13 protein-coding genes are annotated in these 20,115 nt (G+C 64.9%); 8 read left to right on the top strand and 5 right to left on the bottom strand.

Annotated elements, in window-relative coordinates:
* The first annotated feature begins 19 nt into the window (after window positions 1-19).
* Complete coding sequence (locus H582_RS0122200) at window positions 20-1,609, top strand: extracellular solute-binding protein (RefSeq protein WP_307719991.1); 1,590 nt, start codon at window positions 20-22, stop codon at window positions 1,607-1,609.
* Between the two features lie 188 nt (window positions 1,610-1,797).
* Here the strand turns inward: H582_RS0122200 and H582_RS0122205 are convergent, their stop codons facing one another.
* The 4 genes from H582_RS0122205 to H582_RS0122220 all read right to left on the bottom strand — a co-directional run bounded on the left by H582_RS0122205 (window position 1,798) and on the right by H582_RS0122220 (window position 4,427).
* The gene (locus H582_RS0122205) at window positions 1,798-2,100 is read right to left on the bottom strand and encodes a hypothetical protein (RefSeq protein WP_028600295.1); all 303 of its coding nucleotides are present in this window, start codon (window positions 2,098-2,100) and stop codon (window positions 1,798-1,800) included.
* Between the two features lie 127 nt (window positions 2,101-2,227).
* A complete protein-coding gene (locus H582_RS0122210; protein WP_043111758.1) occupies window positions 2,228-2,839 on the bottom strand; it encodes a GNAT family N-acetyltransferase in 612 nt (203 codons plus the stop codon).
* The gene (locus H582_RS0122215) at window positions 2,836-3,447 is read right to left on the bottom strand and encodes a TetR/AcrR family transcriptional regulator (protein ID WP_028600297.1); all 612 of its coding nucleotides are present in this window, start codon (window positions 3,445-3,447) and stop codon (window positions 2,836-2,838) included. The genes H582_RS0122210 and H582_RS0122215 overlap by 4 nt, the downstream gene beginning before the upstream one ends.
* A 134-nt stretch (window positions 3,448-3,581) precedes the next feature.
* A complete protein-coding gene (locus tag H582_RS0122220; protein ID WP_052333545.1) occupies window positions 3,582-4,427 on the bottom strand; it encodes an AraC family transcriptional regulator in 846 nt (281 codons plus the stop codon).
* 125 nt (window positions 4,428-4,552) lie between these two features.
* Here H582_RS0122220 and H582_RS0122225 point away from each other — a divergent pair, with 125 nt between their 5' ends.
* The 4 genes from H582_RS0122225 to H582_RS29075 all read left to right on the top strand — a co-directional run bounded on the left by H582_RS0122225 (window position 4,553) and on the right by H582_RS29075 (window position 12,597).
* Window positions 4,553-6,697, top strand: a complete 2,145-nt coding sequence (locus H582_RS0122225) for a beta-galactosidase (protein WP_028600299.1) — start codon at window positions 4,553-4,555, stop codon at window positions 6,695-6,697.
* Window positions 6,698-7,849: 1,152 nt separating this feature from the next.
* Window positions 7,850-9,088: a DNA-3-methyladenine glycosylase family protein gene (locus H582_RS33015; RefSeq protein WP_052333546.1), complete on the top strand. Its 1,239-nt coding sequence runs from the start codon at window positions 7,850-7,852 to the stop codon at window positions 9,086-9,088.
* 543 nt (window positions 9,089-9,631) lie between these two features.
* Window positions 9,632-11,284 carry a hydroxysqualene dehydroxylase gene (locus H582_RS0122240; RefSeq protein ID WP_228551805.1) on the top strand — a complete coding sequence of 551 codons (1,653 nt, stop codon included), beginning with the start codon at window positions 9,632-9,634 and terminating at the stop codon, window positions 11,282-11,284.
* 23 nt (window positions 11,285-11,307) lie between these two features.
* Window positions 11,308-12,597 carry a sensor histidine kinase gene (locus H582_RS29075; RefSeq protein WP_052333547.1) on the top strand — a complete coding sequence of 430 codons (1,290 nt, stop codon included), beginning with the start codon at window positions 11,308-11,310 and terminating at the stop codon, window positions 12,595-12,597.
* On the opposite strand, the gene H582_RS0122250 is transcribed toward H582_RS29075, so the two are convergent.
* Window positions 12,575-13,015 (bottom strand): hypothetical protein, encoded by a 441-nt coding sequence (locus H582_RS0122250; RefSeq protein ID WP_028600302.1) that lies wholly within the window; start codon window positions 13,013-13,015, stop codon window positions 12,575-12,577. The genes H582_RS29075 and H582_RS0122250 overlap by 23 nt on opposite strands.
* 332 nt (window positions 13,016-13,347) lie before the next feature.
* On the opposite strand from H582_RS0122250, the gene H582_RS30505 reads away from it, so the two are divergent.
* The 3 genes from H582_RS30505 to H582_RS0122270 all read left to right on the top strand — a co-directional run bounded on the left by H582_RS30505 (window position 13,348) and on the right by H582_RS0122270 (window position 19,815).
* Entirely contained in the window at window positions 13,348-18,396 is a 5,049-nt protein-coding gene (locus tag H582_RS30505; protein ID WP_164820174.1) for a CIA30 family protein, read from the top strand.
* Between the two features lie 551 nt (window positions 18,397-18,947).
* Complete coding sequence (locus H582_RS0122265; protein WP_028600303.1) at window positions 18,948-19,445, top strand: hypothetical protein; 498 nt, start codon at window positions 18,948-18,950, stop codon at window positions 19,443-19,445.
* Window positions 19,446-19,449: 4 nt separating this feature from the next.
* Window positions 19,450-19,815 carry a glyoxalase superfamily protein gene (locus tag H582_RS0122270; protein ID WP_028600304.1) on the top strand — a complete coding sequence of 122 codons (366 nt, stop codon included), beginning with the start codon at window positions 19,450-19,452 and terminating at the stop codon, window positions 19,813-19,815.
* Window positions 19,816-20,115: the final 300 nt, after the last annotated feature.

Genomic DNA, 20,115 nt, shown 5'->3' on the forward strand with positions numbered 1-20,115 from the left:
ACCTAGAGGAGGAGTCAACGTGAGCAAAAAAACAATCGGCCTGCTGATGACGACGGCGCTGCTGGCGACGGCGCTCGCCGGCTGCAGCGGCAACGGCAATGGAAACGGCAGCGGAGGCAGCGAGGCGAACGCGAACGCGGGGGCGGCGGCGAACAGCGGCTCCGGCGAAGCGAAGGCGATCGACACGTCCAAGAAGGTCGAGCTCGTCTGGTACGTGCTCGGGGACGGCCATGCCGACAGCCCGAAGATCCAGGACCAGATCAACGCGATGCTGGAGAAGGACATCAATGCGACGATCAAGCTGAACTTCACGACGTGGAACGACTGGCAGACGAAGTACAACCTGCTGCTGACGTCCGGCGAGAAGGTCGACATGGTGTTCGCCTCGACATGGGCCGACTACTACAAGTTCGCGGACCAGGGGGCGTTCAAGGAGCTGAACGACCTGCTCCCGACCTACATGCCCGAGACGTGGAAGGCGGTGCCCAAGCAGGACTGGGACGAGGCGACCGTCAACGGCAAGATCTACGCCGTGCCGAGCACGTACCCCGAGTACACGCCGGACGGCCTCGTCTATCGGGAGGACTGGCGCAAGGAGCTGAACGTGCCGGAGATCAAGGATCTCGACTCGATCGAGGCGTACCTGGACGCGGTCAAGACGCAGAAGAAGGTGACGCCGATCAACGGCAAGGCGTGGAACGAGGTGTTCACGCTGTTCAAGGCATACCACGGCTACGAGCAGATTGGCGGAGACAGCGGCGTCATCGTCGCCAAGTCGTATGATGCGCCGCGCGACATCGTCAACTACGCGGAGACGCCGGAGTTCGAGCAGTTCGTGAAGCGGATGAAGACCTGGTCGCAAAAAGGCTTCTGGACCTCCGATACGCTGAGCTCGCAGAAGGAAGCCGGCGATGCCCTGAAGGCCGGCACCGGCGGCGCCTACTGGCGCAACGCGCCGGGCGCGGGCGGCTTCATCGTCGACGCCGAGAAGACGAACAAAGGCACCGACTACGCCTACTTCCCGTTCACGCGCTTCCATGGCTACGCGATGCCGACGCTGTCGGTCAACAACGCGATGGCCGTGCCGAAAAGCTCCAAAAACGCCGAGCGCTCGCTGATGGCGCTGGAGAAGATCCGCACGGACTCCCGCTACTTCGACCTGCTGACGTACGGCATCCAGGACACGCATTACTCGCTTAGCGACGATGGCAAGCTCGCCATCTCGCCGCCGAAGGGCAAGGAGAACGACAAGAACTTCAAGGGCTACGGCATCACGAGCTGGGGCTGGCGCGTCACGAGCCTCGCCAAGGAGCAGCAGGCGGGCGGCTGGACGGAGTTCCCGGCGCTCATGGAGGAGTTCAAGGCCGAGAGCAAGCCGAACATCTTCGCGCCGATCATCATGGACTATAAGCCGGTCAAATCGCAGCAGGCGGCCGTCAACCAGGTCATCCAGCAGTACGGCATGCCGCTGATGATGGGCCTCGTGCCGGACGTCGACAAGGCGCTCGAGACGTACCGCAAGCAGCTCAAGGCGGCCGGTGTCGATCAAGTGCTCGCCTATGTGCAGGAGCAGGCGAACGCCTACTTCGACGAGAAGGGCATCCAGTAGGAGCGGCGGTACGGCGCCGTCAGGCAGCTGAACCCTGTCGGCAAACCAAACACGCCCCGGTCCACATCAGGACCTTGGGGCGTGTTTTGGCGCGTCGATGAACTCTTTCTTATCCTTCACTTTTCCTATAATAGTCTACCTTATGAAATGATTTGAGGGGAGACCTTTCATCCCGTGAACGGTCAACGTCAGCAAGGAGCGGCTGCGGAAGCCGCGACGAGCGGCACCGCCTTGGCTCGCTTTGACCAGAGGCGGTCATGCGTCTGCAGCAGGCGCGGCCGCAGCGGGCTGCGCGGGGAGTTGACGGAGCGGCGCAGCAGGACGGGAACCGCTGAGCTGCCGACGAAAACGGCGACGCGGGTGAAGTCGTTCTCCTCCATCACCCATCCGCAAAGCGAGCTGGCGCCGAAGTCGCACCAGAGGAACTGATGGATGGAGTACCTCGGCACGATGACGAGGATCATCCGCTTGCGGAGCAAGCGCTGGAGCACGGCGGTTCGCCTCCCTTCCGGACGCGGATGCGGAGTGTCTGCGCCTCAGTGTATGCCGGCGAGGAATTGTCCCATGATGGAGAGTTGAACAAAGCCTGCCCGAATCTCGGGCAGGCTTTGCAACGTCTCACGCCTTCTCCAGACGCAGCGAGATCATGTGATGGAACCCGGCTCTGCGGGCCTGCTTGGGGGATAGGGACTTGCGCTTGTATTCCGTGAACCCCAGCTTCTCATACAGGCGCATGGCCGGAACATTGGTATCCGCGACCTCTTCGATCAGATAGGTGCGGTACGGCAGATGATCCAGCATATGTCGAATCACCGCCGAAGCCGCTCCTTGGCCGCGGAAGGACAAGGCGGTGCCGATGAACTCGACCGACCCCGTTTCCGCCGGCGGGTCGACAAAGGGCTTTTGGAATTCCCTCTTCAGAATGAGAGCGGCCATCGAGCCCTTGAACCAGCCCAGATGCCGGCGGAGAGGCGCGCTCTGAAGGTTTACGGAGAAGCGGCGACAGTCGGTGCAGGCGCCGAAGGCCGCCACGCGATCGCCGGCGAGCGCCACATAAAATTGATCCAGCACGAACATATGGGCGAATGCCTTTGCGATGATATCCCGGTCCTTGGAAAAAAACGAGAGCCACTGCGAGAAGCCTTCGGCGAAAATCTCCGCCATTTGGTTCCTGGCCTCTGGGCCCGCGCGGTCGGCCCGAACAACTTCAAAGGCGTCGGAATGCTTCATGACGATTCCCCTTCCTTTTTGAAAACCAAGGTCAAGAGCGGTCTCGACGGCATCGAAAATCCTTCCCCCAGCATCACCTTCATCGTCGCCAGTCCCTGAATCGAGGAAAAGAAATAGAGCGCCATCTCGAGAGCATTGCCATTGCGAATCTGGCCTTGACGCTGTCCTTGAACGATGAGCGCGGCAGTCGCTTGCAGAAGATCGGCATTGATCTGCATGAGAGCCGCTTTCCGATCGGCCGTCTCCGCGGAGAAGAAGGATTGCGTCATCAACAGCATGAGGTGTCCCAAGTCATCGCCGGAAGACAGATCCGAATACACCTCGTCCGCGAACCGTGCCAGTTCCTCAGCAGGCTTGTCGCAGGTCTGAAATCTGGCGATCAGCGTCTCCAATCCGGAGATGGCGAACTGCAGCAGCTCCTCGAAAAGCTGCTCCTTTGTCTTGTAATGACGGTACATCAGACCCGTGCTGATGCCCGCTTGATCGGCAATATGCTGAACATTGGTGGAACCGTATCCTTGACGAACGAACAGCTGCATCGCCGCTGTCTGGATTTTGACTCGGGTTGCAAGGCGCATGGCCTCATATTGTTCCGGTGTACGGGGCACTTCACCCTCCCCTTTAATGAATGAAATTTTATTCATTATAAAATCAATGAAGCAGACTGTCAACGTGCACCGTCAAGGCGCATCGCCGCGAGCCGACTCGGCGAGTACGGTCCGAATCGGCTGATTTCGCCGGCTTACGGCCGGCCGCTGCGGAACCGGTCCGGCGTATCGCCGGTCAGCCTGCGGAACGTGGCGATGAAATGGCTGACGTCGCGGAAGCCGCTGTCCTGGGCGATCGCCCGCAGCGGAGCGCCGGGGCGGCTGAGCAGCAGCTCGCGCGCCCGGCGGATGCGCAGCCGCAGCAGATAGGCGTAGGGCGAGAGGCCGAACAAGCTGCGGAACAGCGTGTTCAGCCGCCGGCCGGATACGCCGGCCTGCGCCGCCATGTCGTCCAGGCCGACGGCCGGCCGGTGCAGGTTCGCCTCGAGCCAGGCGAGCAGCGGCTCCAGCTGGCGCAGCTGCTGCATGACGGCGGTGCCGGCGTCGGCGCTGGCGTACGTGCCGAGCGCGAGCAGGAAGCGGTACGCCTGCTGCGACGCTTCCAGGCCGAGCGGATCGGACGCGGCCTCGAGCTGGCCGAGCGAGCCGAGCAGCAGCGAGCCGAGCGGAGATTCCTCCTCCCAGCGGTACAGCCCCGGCGCGGCGAGGCCGAGCGAGGCGAGCAGCGCCGCGGCCTCGCCGCCGCTGAACGTCATGTAGACCGTTTTCCAGATCGAGTCGTCCGCGCTCCGGTACCGGTGGGGCGCTCCCGGAGGCAGCAGCAGGCCGCTTCCGGAGCGGAGCGTCTCCGAGCGTCCGCCCCATTCGATCCGGCCTTCTCCGGAGACGGTCTGCAGCCAGTGGTAGACGGAATAGCCGTCCGGACGATGGAACGGCTCCTGGTCCGGATTGAAGCCGAGGCTTTCCAGCCGGAGCGGAAGCGGCCTTTCCTTGAGCTCGACGGCGACGATGCGGCGATGACGCGGTCCGGGCTGCTGCATGCGGCTCTCTCCTTTCGACAGTTCCATATTGTTATATTAGATGTCCATATCCTTGGATATCAAGGGAATTGGGGAAGGGATACAATGGGGATATCCTTATATCCCATTCGAAAGAGGGGCTTCTGATGATCTCGAACAAGCTGCCTAAGATCTGGTATGGAGGCGATTACAATCCCGAGCAGTGGGACGCCGAGACATGGTCCGAGGACCATCGGATGTTCAAGCTCGCCGGCATCGACGTCGCCACGATCAACGTGTTCTCGTGGGCGCTCGACCAGCCGGACGAGGACACGTACGACTTCGCCTGGCTCGACGAGCAGTTCGAGCTGCTGCACGGCCAAGGCATCGGCATCTGCCTGGCGACCGGCACGGGGGCGCATCCGGCGTGGATGGCGCGCCGCCATCCCGACGTGCTGCGCGTCGATTTCGACGGGCGCAAGCGGCGCTTCGGCGGCCGCCACAACTCCTGCCCGAACAGCCCGGCCTACCGCAAGTTCAGCGCCGCGCTGGCGACGAAGCTGGCCGAGCGCTACGGCAGCCATCCGGCGCTGCTCATCTGGCATGTGAGCAACGAGTACGGCGGCTACTGCTACTGCGACAACTGCGCCGCGGGCTTCCGCTCCTGGCTGCAGCAGCGCTACGGCTCGCTCGAGGAGCTGAACCGCTCCTGGAACACCCGTTTCTGGGGCCATACGTTCTATGATTGGGAAGAGGTCGTGCCGCCGAACGCGCTGAGCGAGGAGTGGGGCGGCAGCCGCACGAACTTCCAGGGCATCTCGCTCGACTACCGCCGCTTCCAGTCGGACAGCCTGCTGGACTGCTTCAAGCTGGAGCGCGATGCGGTGAAGGCGCTTACCCCGGACATTCCGGTGACGACGAACCTGATGGGATTTTACCCCGAACTCGACTACTTCAAATGGGCCAAGGAAATGGACGTCGTCTCCTGGGACAACTACCCGTCGATCGACACCCCGCACAGCCTGACCGCCATGGCCCATGACCTGATGCGCGGCCTGAAGGACGGCCAGCCGTTCATGCTCATGGAGCAGACGCCGAGCCAGCAGAACTGGCAGGCGTACAACTCGCTCAAGCGGCCCGGCGTCATGCGGCTGTGGAGCTGGCAGGCGGTCGCGCACGGCGCGGACACGGTCATGTTCTTCCAGCTGCGCCGCTCGATCGGCGCCTGCGAGAAGTACCACGGCGCGGTCATCGAGCATGTCGGGCATGAGCATACGCGCGTGTTCCGCGAGGTGGCGGAGCTCGGCGGCGAGCTGCAGGCGGTCGGCGGCGAGCTGCTGGACGCGCGCGGCGACGCCGCGGTCGGCATCGTCTTCGACTGGGAGAACCGCTGGGCGATCGATCTCAGCAGCGGTCCGACCGTGGCGCTCGATTATGTGAAAGAAGCCCACAAGTACTACGACGCTCTCGCCAAGCAGCAGGTTGCGGCCGACATGATCGGCGTGGACGCGGACTTCTCGCGCTACCGCGTCGTCATCGCGCCCGTCATGTACATGGTGAAGCCGGGCTTCGCCGCGGCGGTCGAGCGGTTCGTCGAGGCCGGCGGCACGTTCATCACGACGTTTTTCAGCGGCATCGTCGACGAGCGGGACATCGTGCGTACGGGCGGCTACCCGGGCGAGCTGCGCCAGGTGCTCGGCATCTGGTCGGAGGAGATCGACGCGCTGCTGCCGGAGCAGCGGAACCGCATCGTGCTGAGCTCGGCTTGGAGCGGCGGCGCGGAGGATGCAGCTGCCGAGGCGCAGCGGCAGACCGCGGCGGGCTCGGAGCATGCCGGCACGGCGGCGGCAGGGACGTCCGCGCGGATAGCTGGCGGCGCGTCCGGGCTCGCCGAGTACGAGTGCGGCCTGCTGTGCGACCTCATCCATAGCGAGGGTGCCGAGGTGAAGGCCGTGTATGGCGACGACTTCTATGCGGGCATGCCGGCGCTGACCGTCAACCGCTTCGGAGCCGGACGGGCGTGGTACGTCGCGACGAGCCCGGACGAGGCGTTCCTCGGCGACTTCCTGCGCGAGGTGTGCGCGGAGAACGGCATCGAGCCGCTCGTCGCCGAGGCGTCGGCGGAGCTGGAGACGGCGGCGCGCGTGAAGGACGGCCAGCGCTACCTGTTCCTGCTCAACCATGCGGCCGAGGAAGGCTGGGCCGAGCTGAGCTCGGGCGGCGACGACCTGCTCGGCGGCGGCGCGAGCGTGGCGGCCGGACGCGTCAGCGTGCCGGCGCGCGGCGTGCGGATCATCCGCCAGCGGGCATAGCGCCGGCGCGCGGCGTGCGAAGCCAGCTCTTTATAATTGAAGCCGCTCCGAACGTCCGTATGGACGCTCGGAGCGGCTTGTTTTTCGTGGAGGACATGAGACTCCCTCGAGGCGTCGCCGCGCCGGGATATCCGCCAGCCAAGGCACTTTCGACTCCCTCGTGGAGTCGCCGCGCCGGGTTTCCGCCAACCAAGGCACTCTCGACTCCCTCGTCGCGTCGATATGCCGGGTATCCGCCAGCCAAGGCACTTTCGACTCCCTCGTGGAGTCGCCGCGCCGGGTTTCCGCCAACCGAGGCGCTCTCGACTCCCTCGTCGAGTTGCCGCGCCGGGTTTCCGCCAGCCAAGGCCCTCTCGACTCCCTCGTAGCGTCGATGGGCCGGGTTTTCACCAACCAAGGCCCTCTCGACTCCCTCGTGGCGTCGATATGCCGGGTTTTCACCAACCAAGGCGCTCTCGACTCCCTCGTCGCATCGCCGCGCCGGATATCCGCCAACCGAGGCACTCTAGACTCCCTCGTCGCGCCGAAGTGCTGGGTTTCCGCCAACCAAGGCACTTTCGATTCCCTCGTGGAGTCGCCGCGCCGGATATCCGCCAACCAAGGCACTCTAGACTCCCTCGTCGCGCCGAAGTACTGGGTTTCCGCCCACCAAGGCACTTTCGACTCCCTCGTCGCATCGATATGACGGGTTTCCGCCAACCAAGGCCCTCTCGACTCCCTCGTGGCGTCGATGGGCCGGGTTTTCACCAACCAAGGTACTCTCGACTCCCTCGTGGAGTCGCCGCGCCGGGTTTCCGCCAAGCGAGGCACTCTAGACTCCCTCGTCGCGCCGAAGTGCTGGGTTTCCGCCAACCAAGGCACTTTCGACTCCCTCGTGGAGTCGTCGCGCTGGGTTCCCACCAACCAAGGCCCTCTCGACTCCCTCGTGGAGTCGCCGCGCCGGGTTTTCACTAATCAAGGCACTCTCGACTCCCTCGTCGCGTCGCCGCGCCGAATCATGCTGGCGCCGTTCTGCTAGCCGAGCTCCGAGAAAAGATAGAACGAGTAGGAGGCAACACTCCCGGAGAGTCCCATGAAAGCGCAAGATTCGGCTATGGACAACTTGGGCGCGAGAAAGGTAGAGTCAGGGAATGACAGGAGGGAGGAAGCAGCATGGAAACGACCGATAGAAACGGAGCGGCGCAGGAAGAGGCGAGCCGCCTGCGGATTGAGTTGCCGGAGCTGTTCAGCTGGCCGGCGGTGCTGGGCTACTTGGCGAGATCGAGCGACGAGGCGCTGTACCGGGTCGACGGCAGCGAGGTGACGAAGCTGTTCGAGCGGGAGGGCGAGCTGGCGCTGGTCCGCTTCCGTTGCCGGGACGATGTCCATGCGCTCGAGGCGGAATTCGTGCCGATCGGCACGGATGCGAGCGAGCCCGAGCCCGCCGCTCCAGCCGCGGGGCGCGCCGGGCCAACGTCCGCCCGATCAATCGGCGGCCTCCCGGCAACCGCCTCCGCCGCCGACTCGTCGCCGTCCGCAGCGCCGTCCGCCGCCGCGGCTGCACCCGCAGCGCTCTCGGCCGCTCACCCAGCGAGCGAGCCCGCGCCTGAAGACCCGGCGAGCGGTCTCCCGCCCGCCGCTCCAGTCGCGCCAACGTCCGCCGCTGAGCCCTCGGCCGCTCGCCCGGCGCTCGAGCCCGCCGACCCGCCCGCGCCTGCCGCCGCCCGGCCTTCCCCGGCGATGCAGGCGCATGTGCGGCGCTACGCCGAGGAGTGGTTCGACCTGGACCGCGACCTGGCGCCGTTCTACCGGCTGGCGGCCGCCGACCCGCTGCTGAAAGAGGCGGCGGAGACGTTCCGCGGCCTGCGGATGGTCGGCATCCCCGATCTGTTCGAGGCCGCCTGCTGGGGCATCATCGGCCAGCAGATCAACCTGCCGTTCGCCTATGCGCTCAAGAAGCGCTTCACGGAGTCGTTCGGCCGCTCGGTCCGCCACGGCGGCTGGACGTACTGGTGCTTCCCGAAGCCTGCGGCGGTCGCCGCGCTGGAGCCGTCCGACATCGCGGCGCTGCAGATGACGACGCGCAAGTCGGAGTATCTGATCGGCGTCGCGCGTCATGTCGCGGCCGGCGAGCTGGACAAGAGGGAGCTGGCGGCGGCCGGCTGGTCGGCTGCGGAAAAAAGGCTGACGGCGGTCCGCGGCATCGGGCCGTGGACCGCGCATTACGTCATGATGCGCTGCCTGCGCATGGCCGAGGCGCTGCCCGCCGCCGACGTCGGCCTGCAGCATGCGATCCGCGTCCAGGCCGGCTTGGAGCGCAAGCCGACCGAGCCCGAAGTGCGCGAGCATGCCCGCGCCTGGGCAGGCTGGGAGGCCTATGCGACTTTTTATTTGTGGCGGACGCTGTATTAGGTCTAGGGCGTGCTTGCAAACCCGCTCAGGGGCATCTATCCCCGCCTTTTTGCCCCCTGCTTCGTCACGCAGGCTTGACGTACCCCCGGTACGCCTTCGCCTACGTTCCTCGCAGGGATCAAAAATTCGGTCACATCTGCTTCCTTCGGGGCATGCAAACACGCCCTAGCGAACGATGGCGCGAGAGACGGAGGCTGCGGCCTTCCGTCTCTCTTTTTTTTGCTTTCCTGCGGCAGCGGCCGAGCGCCCGGAAGCCGCCTCGGAACGGCCCTTCCGCCTGCCGAAAGCCGCTTCCGCGCAACGCCCGCCGCTGGAGAAAGCGATGCGCTGCGCGGATTTCCAAGCGATTCCATTTCTCGTAGAGCGACCATTAACGAGAAATATTTCAATAACCGATAATAATCGACAGCAACTGACATTAGTGCGATGGTACTATATGGGGAGCGTTTATACGAGTGCAGGCCTATTGGTGAAGCCGATCAAATCGAGGATGCTAGAGGAGGAGAAGGAAGCTTGGAGAAAAGGCTGCCGAAAGTTGTCATATTGGGCGGCGGAGTCGCGGGAATGAGCGCAGCCCATGAGCTGGCCGAACGCGGTTTCGAGGTGTCCGTCTACGAGGCGAGAGAGGTTCCCGGCGGCAAGGCCCGCAGCATGGAGGCCAAGGGCACGGGCATCGACGGAAGGAAGGATCTGCCGGGAGAGCACGGGTTCCGCTTCTTCCCGAAGTTCTACCAGCATGTGACCGACACGATGAAGAGGATCCCGCTCCAAAGCGGCGCGCGCGGCGGCGTGCTCGACCAGCTGCTCGGAAACGGACGCAAGAGCGTGTTCGACAACCTGGTCGAGGGCACGCGGCTCGGGCTCGCCTTCGACGACCGCGACATGCTCCCGTTCATTACGGAGTTCCCCGAATCGATCTCCGATCTGAAGGTGCTGTTCACGTCGCTGTTCGAAAACCATCTCGGCCTGACGGCGGAGGAGGCGGCGCTGTACGGCGCGAAGCTGTTCGAGCTCGCCTCCAGCAGCAAGCTGCGCCGCTACCTCGACTACCAGCGGGTGTCGTGGTGGGACTTCATCGAGGCGGACAAGCAGTCGGAGCAGTTCAAGCGCATCTTCGTCGGCCTCTCCCGCATCCTCGTCGCGGCCAAGGCGCAGGAAGCGAACGCCTGCACGATCGGCACGGTCGGCGCGACGCTCATGCTCGACATGGTGACGCCGGGCGGCAGCGCCGACCGGCTGCTGAACGGGCCGACCAACGAGGCTTGGCTGTTCCCCTGGTACGATCATCTCGAATCGCTGGGCGTAAAATTCTACCGAGGCGCGCCGGTCAAGGCGATCCATTGCGAGAAGGGCTCCATCGTCGGAGCGACCGTGCTGCTGGACGGACAGGAGCAGCTTGTCGTCGGCGACTGCTACATCGCGGCGCTGCCGGTCGAGGTGATGGCGGGCCTGCTCACCGACGAGCTGGTGCAGGCCGATCCGCTGCTCGGCAGCATCAAGCCGCTGAGCGAGTCGGTCGAGTGGATGAACGGCATCCAGTTCTATCTGAACGAGGACGTCGAGCTGATCCACGGTCATATCATCTGCATGGACAGCCCGTGGGCGCTGACGCTCGTCTCCCAGAAGCAGTTCTGGCCGGGCGTCGATCTGTCCGAATACGGCAACGGCAAGGTCAAGGGCATCCTCTCGGTCGACGTCTCCGACTGGGAGTCCAAGGGCGTCCTGTTCGGCAAGCCGGCGATGCAATGCTCGGCCGAGGAGATCAAGCAGGAAGTATGGCAGCAGCTCAAGGACCATTTCAACCATAGCGGCGACGTGCTCCATGACGGGCTGCTGGAGGCGTGGTTCCTCGACGAGGACATCCAGTTTCCGAATCCGCACGGGGCGACCAACATGGAGCCTCTGCTCGTGAACCGGGTCCATACGTGGGATCTGCGGCCGAACGCCTACACCGCGATCCCCAATTTCTACCTCGCCTCCGACTATGTCCGCACCAATACGGACCTGGCGACGATGGAGGGAGCCAACGAGGCGGCCAGGCGGGCCGTCAACGCCATTATAGATCATTATGAGATCAAGGCCGACAAATGCCGGATCTGGGACATGTACGCGTTCGAGCTGCTCGGGCTGTGGCAGCGCAACGACAAGTCCCGATGGGAAGACGGCCTTCCCTGGAACGGCAAGATTGTCGGCTAGCTGATCGGAAGGAAAGCCTTGCCGTGATCGAATACATTCTTGCGCGCGAATTTCAGGGGTTGATGTACTATCTGACCGCCTGCCTGCTGTTCCTCATCATCACGCCGCGGGTGTCCTTCATGCGCTTCGGACGCAAGCTGCTGTTCGTCGGCATCCTGGCGCTGATGTCCTACTTCTATCTGGGCTACGAGGAGATCGATCCGCTCGTCTATGCCTTCCACCTGGTGCCGGTATGCGTCGCGCTGATCGCCATCTACGAGGGCTGGATCCCGGGAGTGGCGACAGCGGCCGCGTTCATCTGGGGCAACATCTTCATCGCGGGCAACGAATGGGCGCCGGGAACGATCTCCGCGACGATCGTCGCGGCGGCCGGCATCGCCTACCACTACCGGATGCCGTCGCCGGAGACGGTGAGGCGCATGCTGACGATGCACTTCCTGCTCGTCAGCGGCTACATGGCGCTGTTCGTCGGCGTGTCGCTGGCGACCTCCGAGACGATGGACCATCAGCGGATGCTGGCGACCGGCATCGGCACGCTGCTGTCGTCTCCGCTCGTCGCCTACACCTACTATCTGGTCAAGCACCAGGAGCGGCTGACGGAGGAGCTTTTCAACGCTGAGAAATATCATCTCATCGGCCAGCTGACCGCCTCGATCTCGCATGAGATCCGCAATCCGCTGACGACGGCGCGCGGCTTCCTGCAGCTGATGGGCCGCTCCGGCCTCGACTCGGCGACGCTCGAGCGCTACCGGACGAACGCGCTGGAGGGCATCGACGGAGCGAACGCCATCATCACCGACTACCTCAACTACAGCAAGCCGTCCGTGGACGAGCCCCGGCTGCTCGACGTCCGCCAGGAGCTGGCGAGCGTCGAGCAGTGGGTCAAGCCGCTGTGCGTCATGACCGGGGTGGAGCTCGTGTCGAGGCATGGCGTCCACGACGAGCTGCCGGTCGTCGGCGACTCCAAGAAGCTGCAGCAATGCCTGCTCAACATCATGAAAAACGCCGTCGAGTCGATGCCGGAGGGCGGCGTGCTGACGGTCAGCTCCCGCAAGGAGAACGGCAAGGTGCTCATCTTCATCCGCGATACCGGCATCGGCATGAACGAGCAGCAGCTCAAGCGGATCGGCATGCCGTTCTACACGACCAAGGAAAAAGGAACCGGACTCGGCCTGATGGTCGTCACCAATCTGATCCAGGCGATGGGCGGAAGGCTCTACTTCCGCAGCAAGCCGGGTCAAGGCACGATCTGCGAGGTGCATCTGCCGCTCAAGCCGGAGGACGAGCCGGTCATCCCCCTACCCGCTCCATAGTCAGCTCCCACAGCCTGCCTGCCGCAGGCGGAGCGGCGCCGCGCGGCAGCGGGAGCGGAAAGGAGCGGTCCTCGAGCTTCAGCAGGCAGCCCGCGGGCAGCCGGGCGAGCAGCCAGCCCGATACGCGGCCGTCCTCGGGCGGATCGTACAGCATGCCGGCGAGCAGGCTGCCGCCGACCGTCAGGCAGGGCAGCGGCGCCGTGCCGGCGAAGCCCTCGGCCGTGACGCGGATCAGATAGACGCCGCCGGCGGCGACATGGATCGCGACGCCTTCGCTCTTCGGAGCGGAGGCGTCTTTGCGTTGTTTTTTCGGGCCGGCCGGCGAGGAGGGGGCGGCGTCGGCGGCCGGAGCTTCCAGGCGGACTCGGACCTGATGGCGGCAGACGAGACGCGACGGGCGTCTGGGGCGGGCGGGCATGGGCCGTCCTCCTTTCCTTCCGGCAGCCGCTACAGGCAGCGGCTAGCGGGCAGCAGCTACTACCGACAGCGGCTATCGGCAGCGGCTACCGATAACGGATACCGGCAGCGGCGCGGATTCCTCTGCCTTAGCTTATGCGGTGCGGCCGCTTTTTTGGAAAGTTGATTAAAATTAAAATTTGTTGACATAAAGTTTAGGTAAAACTATAATTTCGTTGAATTATAGGAAACGCTGCCAATCCGTTCGCCTAACAAGCTCGGAAGGGAGGGCAAGTCAAACCGCTTGGCCGCAGTTCGGGCAACTCACAATCACATTCGGGAGGCATGAGCTTCATGAACAAGCATCATCCGCAATCCATTATGAAAGCGTTTTTATGCTGGCTTCTCATCCTGGCCCTGGCCGCTCCGGCAGGAGGCATCGGCTCGGCTGCGGCTGCTGCGCCTGCCGGCCAGCCGGACGAGCCGACGGCCGCCGAGGCCGTGTACGGGCTCGCGGAGCCGTCGGCCTTCCAGACCTACATCACCGTAGACGGCGACAGGCTGATGGACGGCGAGCAGGAGTTCCGCTTCGCCTCGCTCAACTATCCCGGCGCGCTCGGCGATCCCGAGTTCGCGCAGGACGACGCGCTGCGCACGATTTCCGCGATGGGCGGCAAAGTCACACGCTCCTACGTGCCGTCGGTGCTGCGCTATGACGGCTCCAACGCCGGCTCGGCGTTCATCCTCGGTCCGGACGCGGACGGCGTCATGCAGTTCAGCGAGGAGGGCTTCCGCAAGATGGACCGGATGCTTGCCCTGGCGAACCGCACCGGCGTGCGGGTCATCGTGCCGTTCGTCGACCAGTGGCAGTGGGTCGGCGGCATCGAGAGCTTCGTGAACTTCGTTTATCCCGGCACGATCACCGGCGACGCGGCGACGGACCCGGACGGCTGGAAGTTCTACACGGATGACAAGGTCATCGATCTGTTCAAGCAGACGGTCGCCTACATGCTCAACCGGACGAACACGATCACCGGCGTGAAATACAAGGACGACAAGGCGATCCTCGCCTGGGAGACCGGCAACGAGCTCGGCGGCTACAACCAGGACAAGTTCCCGCAGGCGTGGACGACGGAGATCGCCCGCTACATCAAGGAGGAGCTGCAGCCGAAGCAGCTGCTGCTCGACGGGCGGTTCGCGATCCATCCGGATTCGCTGACGGACCCGAACATCGACGTCGTCGGCAACCATTTCTACACCGGCAACTTCATCGACAAGGTGAACGGGGACCGGGCCGTCTCCAAAGGAAAGAAGCCGTACATCCTCGGGGAGTTCGGCCTTTACACGGACAAGGAGCCGGTCGACGCGCTGTTCGACGCGGCGCTGCAGAACGGCACCTCCGGCGCGCTCATCTGGTCGCTGCGCCCGCACAAGGAGGACGGCGGCTTCTACTGGCATGACGAGAACCCGGGCAACTGGGCGTCCTACCACTGGCCGGGCTTCTCGGCCGGCGATTATTACGGCGAGACCGGCATCATCCGCACGGTATACAAGTACGCGCATTATATGGACAAGCTCGACGCGGCCAAGACGACGGCGGTGCCGCCGATTCCGGCTCCGGACGGCGCGCCGAAGCTGCTGCCGATCGAGTCGGTCGCGGACATCCGCTGGCAAGGCTCGGTCGGGGCGTCCGGCTACGAGGTGCAGCGCTCCGAGGACAGCGAGACGTGGGAGACGGTCGTCGAAAGCTTTTCGGACGGCGGACGCGCCGGGACGAAGGCGTTCCATGACGAGCGGGCCATCACCGGCGTCAGCTACCAGTACCGGGTGCGCGGCGTGAACGAGAGCGGCCAGTCCGCCTGGTCGAACGTCGTCGCCGTCGAGGCGGCGCGCCATCTCATCGCCGATGAGATGAGCCTGCTGCAGAGCCCGCTCGAAACCCGCAGCACCTATGCGTTCGACCATACGTCCAACGTGACGAACGCGGCGGACAGCTGGAACGAGCTCGGCATCGGCTTCAAGGCTCATGTCGGCAGCGAGTCCGGCGGCACGATCACGTATGCTTCCCCGGTCGCGCTGAAGCGCGCCGCGGCGAAGGTCGAAGGCTCCGGCCAGGTCCGCTGGTTCGCGTCGAGCGAGCCGTACGCGGGGTATGCCGAGGTCGCGGCGGACGTGCAGGACGGCTGGTCGACGGCCGGCAGCCTGCCGGCGGACACCCGCTTCGTCAAGCTGCTGCTCGAGGGCGGCGCGCGGGTCAAGGTCGACCGCGTCGAGCTGGAATACGACTATGCCGGCACGGGCTGGCAGGCGGTGCCGGAGCGCAGCCGCAAGGGCTTCGTCGTCGACCGCGAGTTCGCGGAGCTGCCGGCGTCCAAGTCGGACGCGCTGGAGCGGCGGGACGGCAGCGAGGCGACCGGCGGCCAGGCGGTGCTGGCGAATGCGGGATCCGCAGAGGCGTCGCTCGTCTATTCGGTGCCGGCCGATCTGAGCTCCTACCGGTTCGTCGCCTATGCGCCGGAAGGCAGCGCGGGGCTGAAGCTGGAGGCGTCCATCGACGGCATCGCCTACGTTCCGCTGCAGCCTGCCCTGACGAAGGAAGCGGCCGCCGAGGGCTGGAGCAAGCTCGCCTATTCGAGCTTCGATCTGCCGGCGTCGGTGCGCTATGTCCGCGCGCTGTTCCCGGACGGGGCGGACGGAATCGGGCTGGCCCGCGTCGAGCTCGGCTACGGCAGCAGCCTCGTGCCGCTGACGGAGGCTCCTCCGGCGAATGTGATGGAGGACGGCGAGTACGACTTCGGCCGCGACGACTCGATCGCCGCCCGGTATGAGCGCAATGAGAACGGAGACGGAATCTCGATCGCGCTGGACGGCGAGTCCCGCTTCAAGGGCAGCTACGGCGTCCGGCTCGGCTACGAGCTCGGCTCGGCAGGATATGCCGGCTTGTCCCGCCCGCTCGGCGGAGCGGATCTGAGCGGCTTCGACGCGCTGCATGCCTGGGTGAAGCCGGACGGCAGCGGCAACAAGCTGAGCTTCCAGCTGACGGCCGGCGATGGGCGCGTCTGGGAAGCGCCGGTCGCGCTGTCCGGGACGGCGGCTCGCGTCGTGGAGATCAAGCTGGCGGACTTCGTCCAGCCGGAGTGGAGCAAAGACGCCGCCGGCGAAGGGGCGATGGACCTGAGCTCGGTCCAGCGGTTCGCGCTGATCGTGAGCGGGGGCGAGTCGGCATCGGCTTCGTCCGGGTCGATCGCAATCGACGAAGTGAAGCTTGCGAACGCGTCCAAGCTGGACAACTTCGAGGGCTACGGCGGCTACAACGCGCTTGTGCAGAAGGCGTTCGCCCGCAATGCCGGCGGCGGCCTGCTCGACGTGTCGCTCGACGCCTCGCGCAAGTCCGAAGGCGGCTACGGCCTGCGCATGGACTATGACTTCAGCGGGCCGGGCTATGCCGGAGGCAGCTTCTCGCCGGACTACCTGCGCCTGAGCGGCTATGACGGCTTCAGCTTCTGGCTGCAGCCGGACGGCGCGGGCAACGAGCTGGCGATCCAGTTCTCGGACGACGACGGCAAGTTCTGGGAAACGAAAATGATCATGCGCGGCAGCGATCCGCGGCTCGTGCAGGTGCCGTTCGACGCGTTCCGCCATCCGGGCTGGTACGGCGGCAGCGCCGACGCTCGTCCGGATTCGAGCCGGCTGATCAAGACGTTCTCGCTTTATCTCGGCGGATTGCCGGACTCGCGGTCGAGCGCGGGCACGATCTACATCGACGACATCCAGGGCGCGAATTTCCTCGAGGAGCTGGAGGGCGCGCAGGTGGCGATCGACAAGTCCGTCTCCGAGGTGAAGACGCTGCCGACGACGCTGCGCGGGACGGCGAGCGGCGTGAAGGACGTGCTCCTGAGCATCGGCAAGGACCGCTTCTATGCGCCGGTCGGAGCGGATGGACGCTGGTCGTACTCGACCTCGCGCATCGCCAACGGCGAGAAGGAGGTCGTCGCGGCGGCGGAGCGCTTCGACGGCACGGCCTTAGCCACGGACAAGCTCGTCCTGAAGGTCGACGTGCCGGGCAACACGTATGACGACGGCGCCGAGCCGGTCGTGAAGAACCTGCTGCTCAATCCGGGCTTCGAGGAAGCCGTCGACGAGGCGGCCTGGCCGGTGCTGCCGAAGCATTGGGGCAGCAAGGACGCGGCCGGAGCCGACGTGACGGGCGGCATCGTCAAGCTCGAGGGCGGAGCCCGCACGGACAAGTTCTCGCTCGTCCACTGGAACGACACGGCCTATGAAGTCACGACCTCGCAGGAGGTGGCAGGGCTCGAGCCGGGCGTCTACGAGGTTCGCGCCTGGACGAAGTCCAAGGGCGGCCAGCTCGCCGCGGAGGTGATCGCGGTCGGAGATGGCGGCGCTGCGAAGGCTGCCGCGATTCCGAAAGGCGAGGCGAGCTGGGCGAGCGTCCGCCTGAGCGGCCTCGAGGTGCGCGAGGGCAAGCTGACCGTTGCTATCCATTCCAAGGATCTCGGCGGCAACTGGATCAAGGTCGATGACCTGACCTTGGTCAAGACGGGCGTGCTTGAAGGAGGTGGCAGCGAGCCGACGCCGAAGCCGAGCGAGAACCCGACGCCGACGCCGAAGCCGAGCGGAGATCCGACGTCGACGCCAGCGCCGAGCGAGAACCCGACGCCGACGCCAGGCGGAGGCGAGACGCCAAGCCCGACGTCAACGCCAGGCGGAGGCGAGACGCCAAGCCCGACGTCAACGCCGATCCCAAGCGTGACGCCGAGCGCTTCGCCGAGCGTCGCGCCGCAGCCGACGGCCGGCCCGACGGCATCTCCGTCTCCGACGTCGAGCCCGATCCCGGCGTTCCGCGATCTGGATGGTGCTCCATGGGCGCGCGACGCGATCGCCGAGCTGACGGCCAAGGGCATTTTGCGCGGCACGGCTCCGGGCGTCTTCGAGCCGGGCAAGCCGGTCACGCGCGCCGAATTCATCACGATGCTGCATCGCGTCTTCGGCTTGGCGTCCACGGGGACGGATAGCGGATTCGGCGATGTGAAGGCGGACGCATGGTATGCGGAGGCGGTCGCGGCCGCGGCCGAGCTGGGGCTCGTCAGCGGCTCCGGCGGCGGACGCTTCGAGCCGGGACGCGAGATCACCCGCGAGGAGATGGCTGTGCTGGCGGCGCGCTATCTGCGTCATGCCGGGGTTTCCCCGGCGGGCGACGCTTCCGCGCTGAGCGGCTTCCGCGACGCCGGCCGAGCGGCGGCGTATGCCCGCGGCGCGCTCGCGGAGCTCGTCGCCGCCGGCATCATGAACGGCACTGGAGCGGATACGCTGCAGCCGAAAGGCCAAGCGACCCGCGCCCAGGCCGCGGTCATCCTGCAGCGGCTGCTGAAGCTGCTGCCGTAAGGCGGGCTGTTGCTTTCTCCTAAGGAAGCTCGCGGCGGCAGGTACCTTTAGGCGGCGTTAGATGATGCGCTGACGGGGCCGGACCGCCGTCATGGGGCGTACGGGTGATGCGAGGCGGCGTCGATTGGGTCCAGACCGCCGTCATGGGGCTTGCGGAAGTTTTCAAAGAACGCGGGTCGCTCGACAGGTCCTAACGACGCGTCAAACGCTTAGAGGCCGTTTTCTCCGTTTCCCGATCCGCTAACGACGCCTCAGACGCTTACACGTCTCCAATCTCGTTCTTTCCGCCCATTTGACGCTTTTTTTCAACTCTAAGCGTCTCACGAGTCGTTACGTTTTGGCCAGGGTTGAATTCGGCCTCGTAACGAGCTGATTCGTCGTTAGGCTTCAACCGCCGACGCTCCGTCCAGCAATAACCCCCTCGCTTTCTCTAATCCCGAGCGGCCCGCCCATTCCATAGAATAGGCGGGCCGTTTGTTATGGAAAAGACTTACAAGGGAAGCGCTTCTCTGCTAGGATAAATCTCACGGAGGACAAGGAGGAGGCGGCGGATGAGCAGGACGCTGAAAGAGAGAAGAGCTTGGAGCTGGCAACAAATCGTAATCCGCCTCGGACTGGCGACGATCCTCGTACTCGGCTTCCTGGCCAATGCGAATCTTCCTTGGCGGACGACGCTGGAAAAGCAGGGAATCGATCCGGGGGGAGCGGGCCAACTCGATCGGATCTATGTCATGAGGTGGGATGAACAGGCAGAGGAAACCTCAATCAAGACCGACAGCATGGCGCGCATGACCGCGCTGCTCGAGGCGCTCGCTCCGATGAAGCTGGCACGCGGGCCGTTCAGTCCTGAGCCGGCGATCGACGGCATTTTGAATACCTACTCCGTCTCGATCTATGAAAAAGGCAAGCTAGACGATCCGACGATGGTAACGCTGAGATCCCAAAGCGTCACGATCGGCAAGCGCGATGCTAGCGAGAGCTACACCATTATCGGAGGCTTCGACCGCGCCGAGTTCGATCGGCTGATCGACGCTATGAAAGGGGAATGAGCCAATGGAGTGCAAACGAATCGTGCCTGTGCTGAGGATGCTCGATGTCGAAAAGACGAGGGAGTTCTACCTGGACTTCCTCGGGGCGGAGCTGCTCGGCGAGCATCGGCACGAGCCGTCGATGCCGCTTTACCTGTTCCTGTCGCTGGGCGGCTGCGAGCTGCATCTGTCGGAGCACTTCGGCGACGGGATCCCGGGGGCGAATGTGCGGATCGAGACCGGCGGCGTGAAAGCCTACCAGCAGTCCCTGCTGGCGAAAGCTTACCGCTACGCGAGGCCTGGCCTCGAAAAGCCGCCCTGGGGCGGACTGGAAATGACGGTGCAGGACCCTAACGGCAATCGTCTGACATTCTTCGAGCGGGAGAGCTAGGGCGTGTTTTCATCCCCCGAAGGAAGCAGATGGGGTCGGATTTTTGATCCCTGCGTGACGAAGAAGCAGGGGGAAAAGGGGATAGATGCCCCTAAGCGTGTTTGCAAACACGCCTAGCGTCCCTCGCCTTGCTGGAGAGGAAATGTCGTTCGGAAACGTCCGGACTGCCGTCGTGCGGCTGAGATTGACTCGCTCGGCTGGGGAGAGGCGGTTAAGCGAGGGAAAACTGCGCGTAGCACGCGAGTGCGGCTGGGGAGAGGCGGCTACGCGAGGAAAAACTGCGCGTAGCACGCGAGTGCG

This window comes from Paenibacillus pasadenensis DSM 19293 (assembly GCF_000422485.1).
Taxonomy (GTDB): Bacteria; Bacillota; Bacilli; order Paenibacillales; family Paenibacillaceae; genus Paenibacillus_O; species Paenibacillus_O pasadenensis.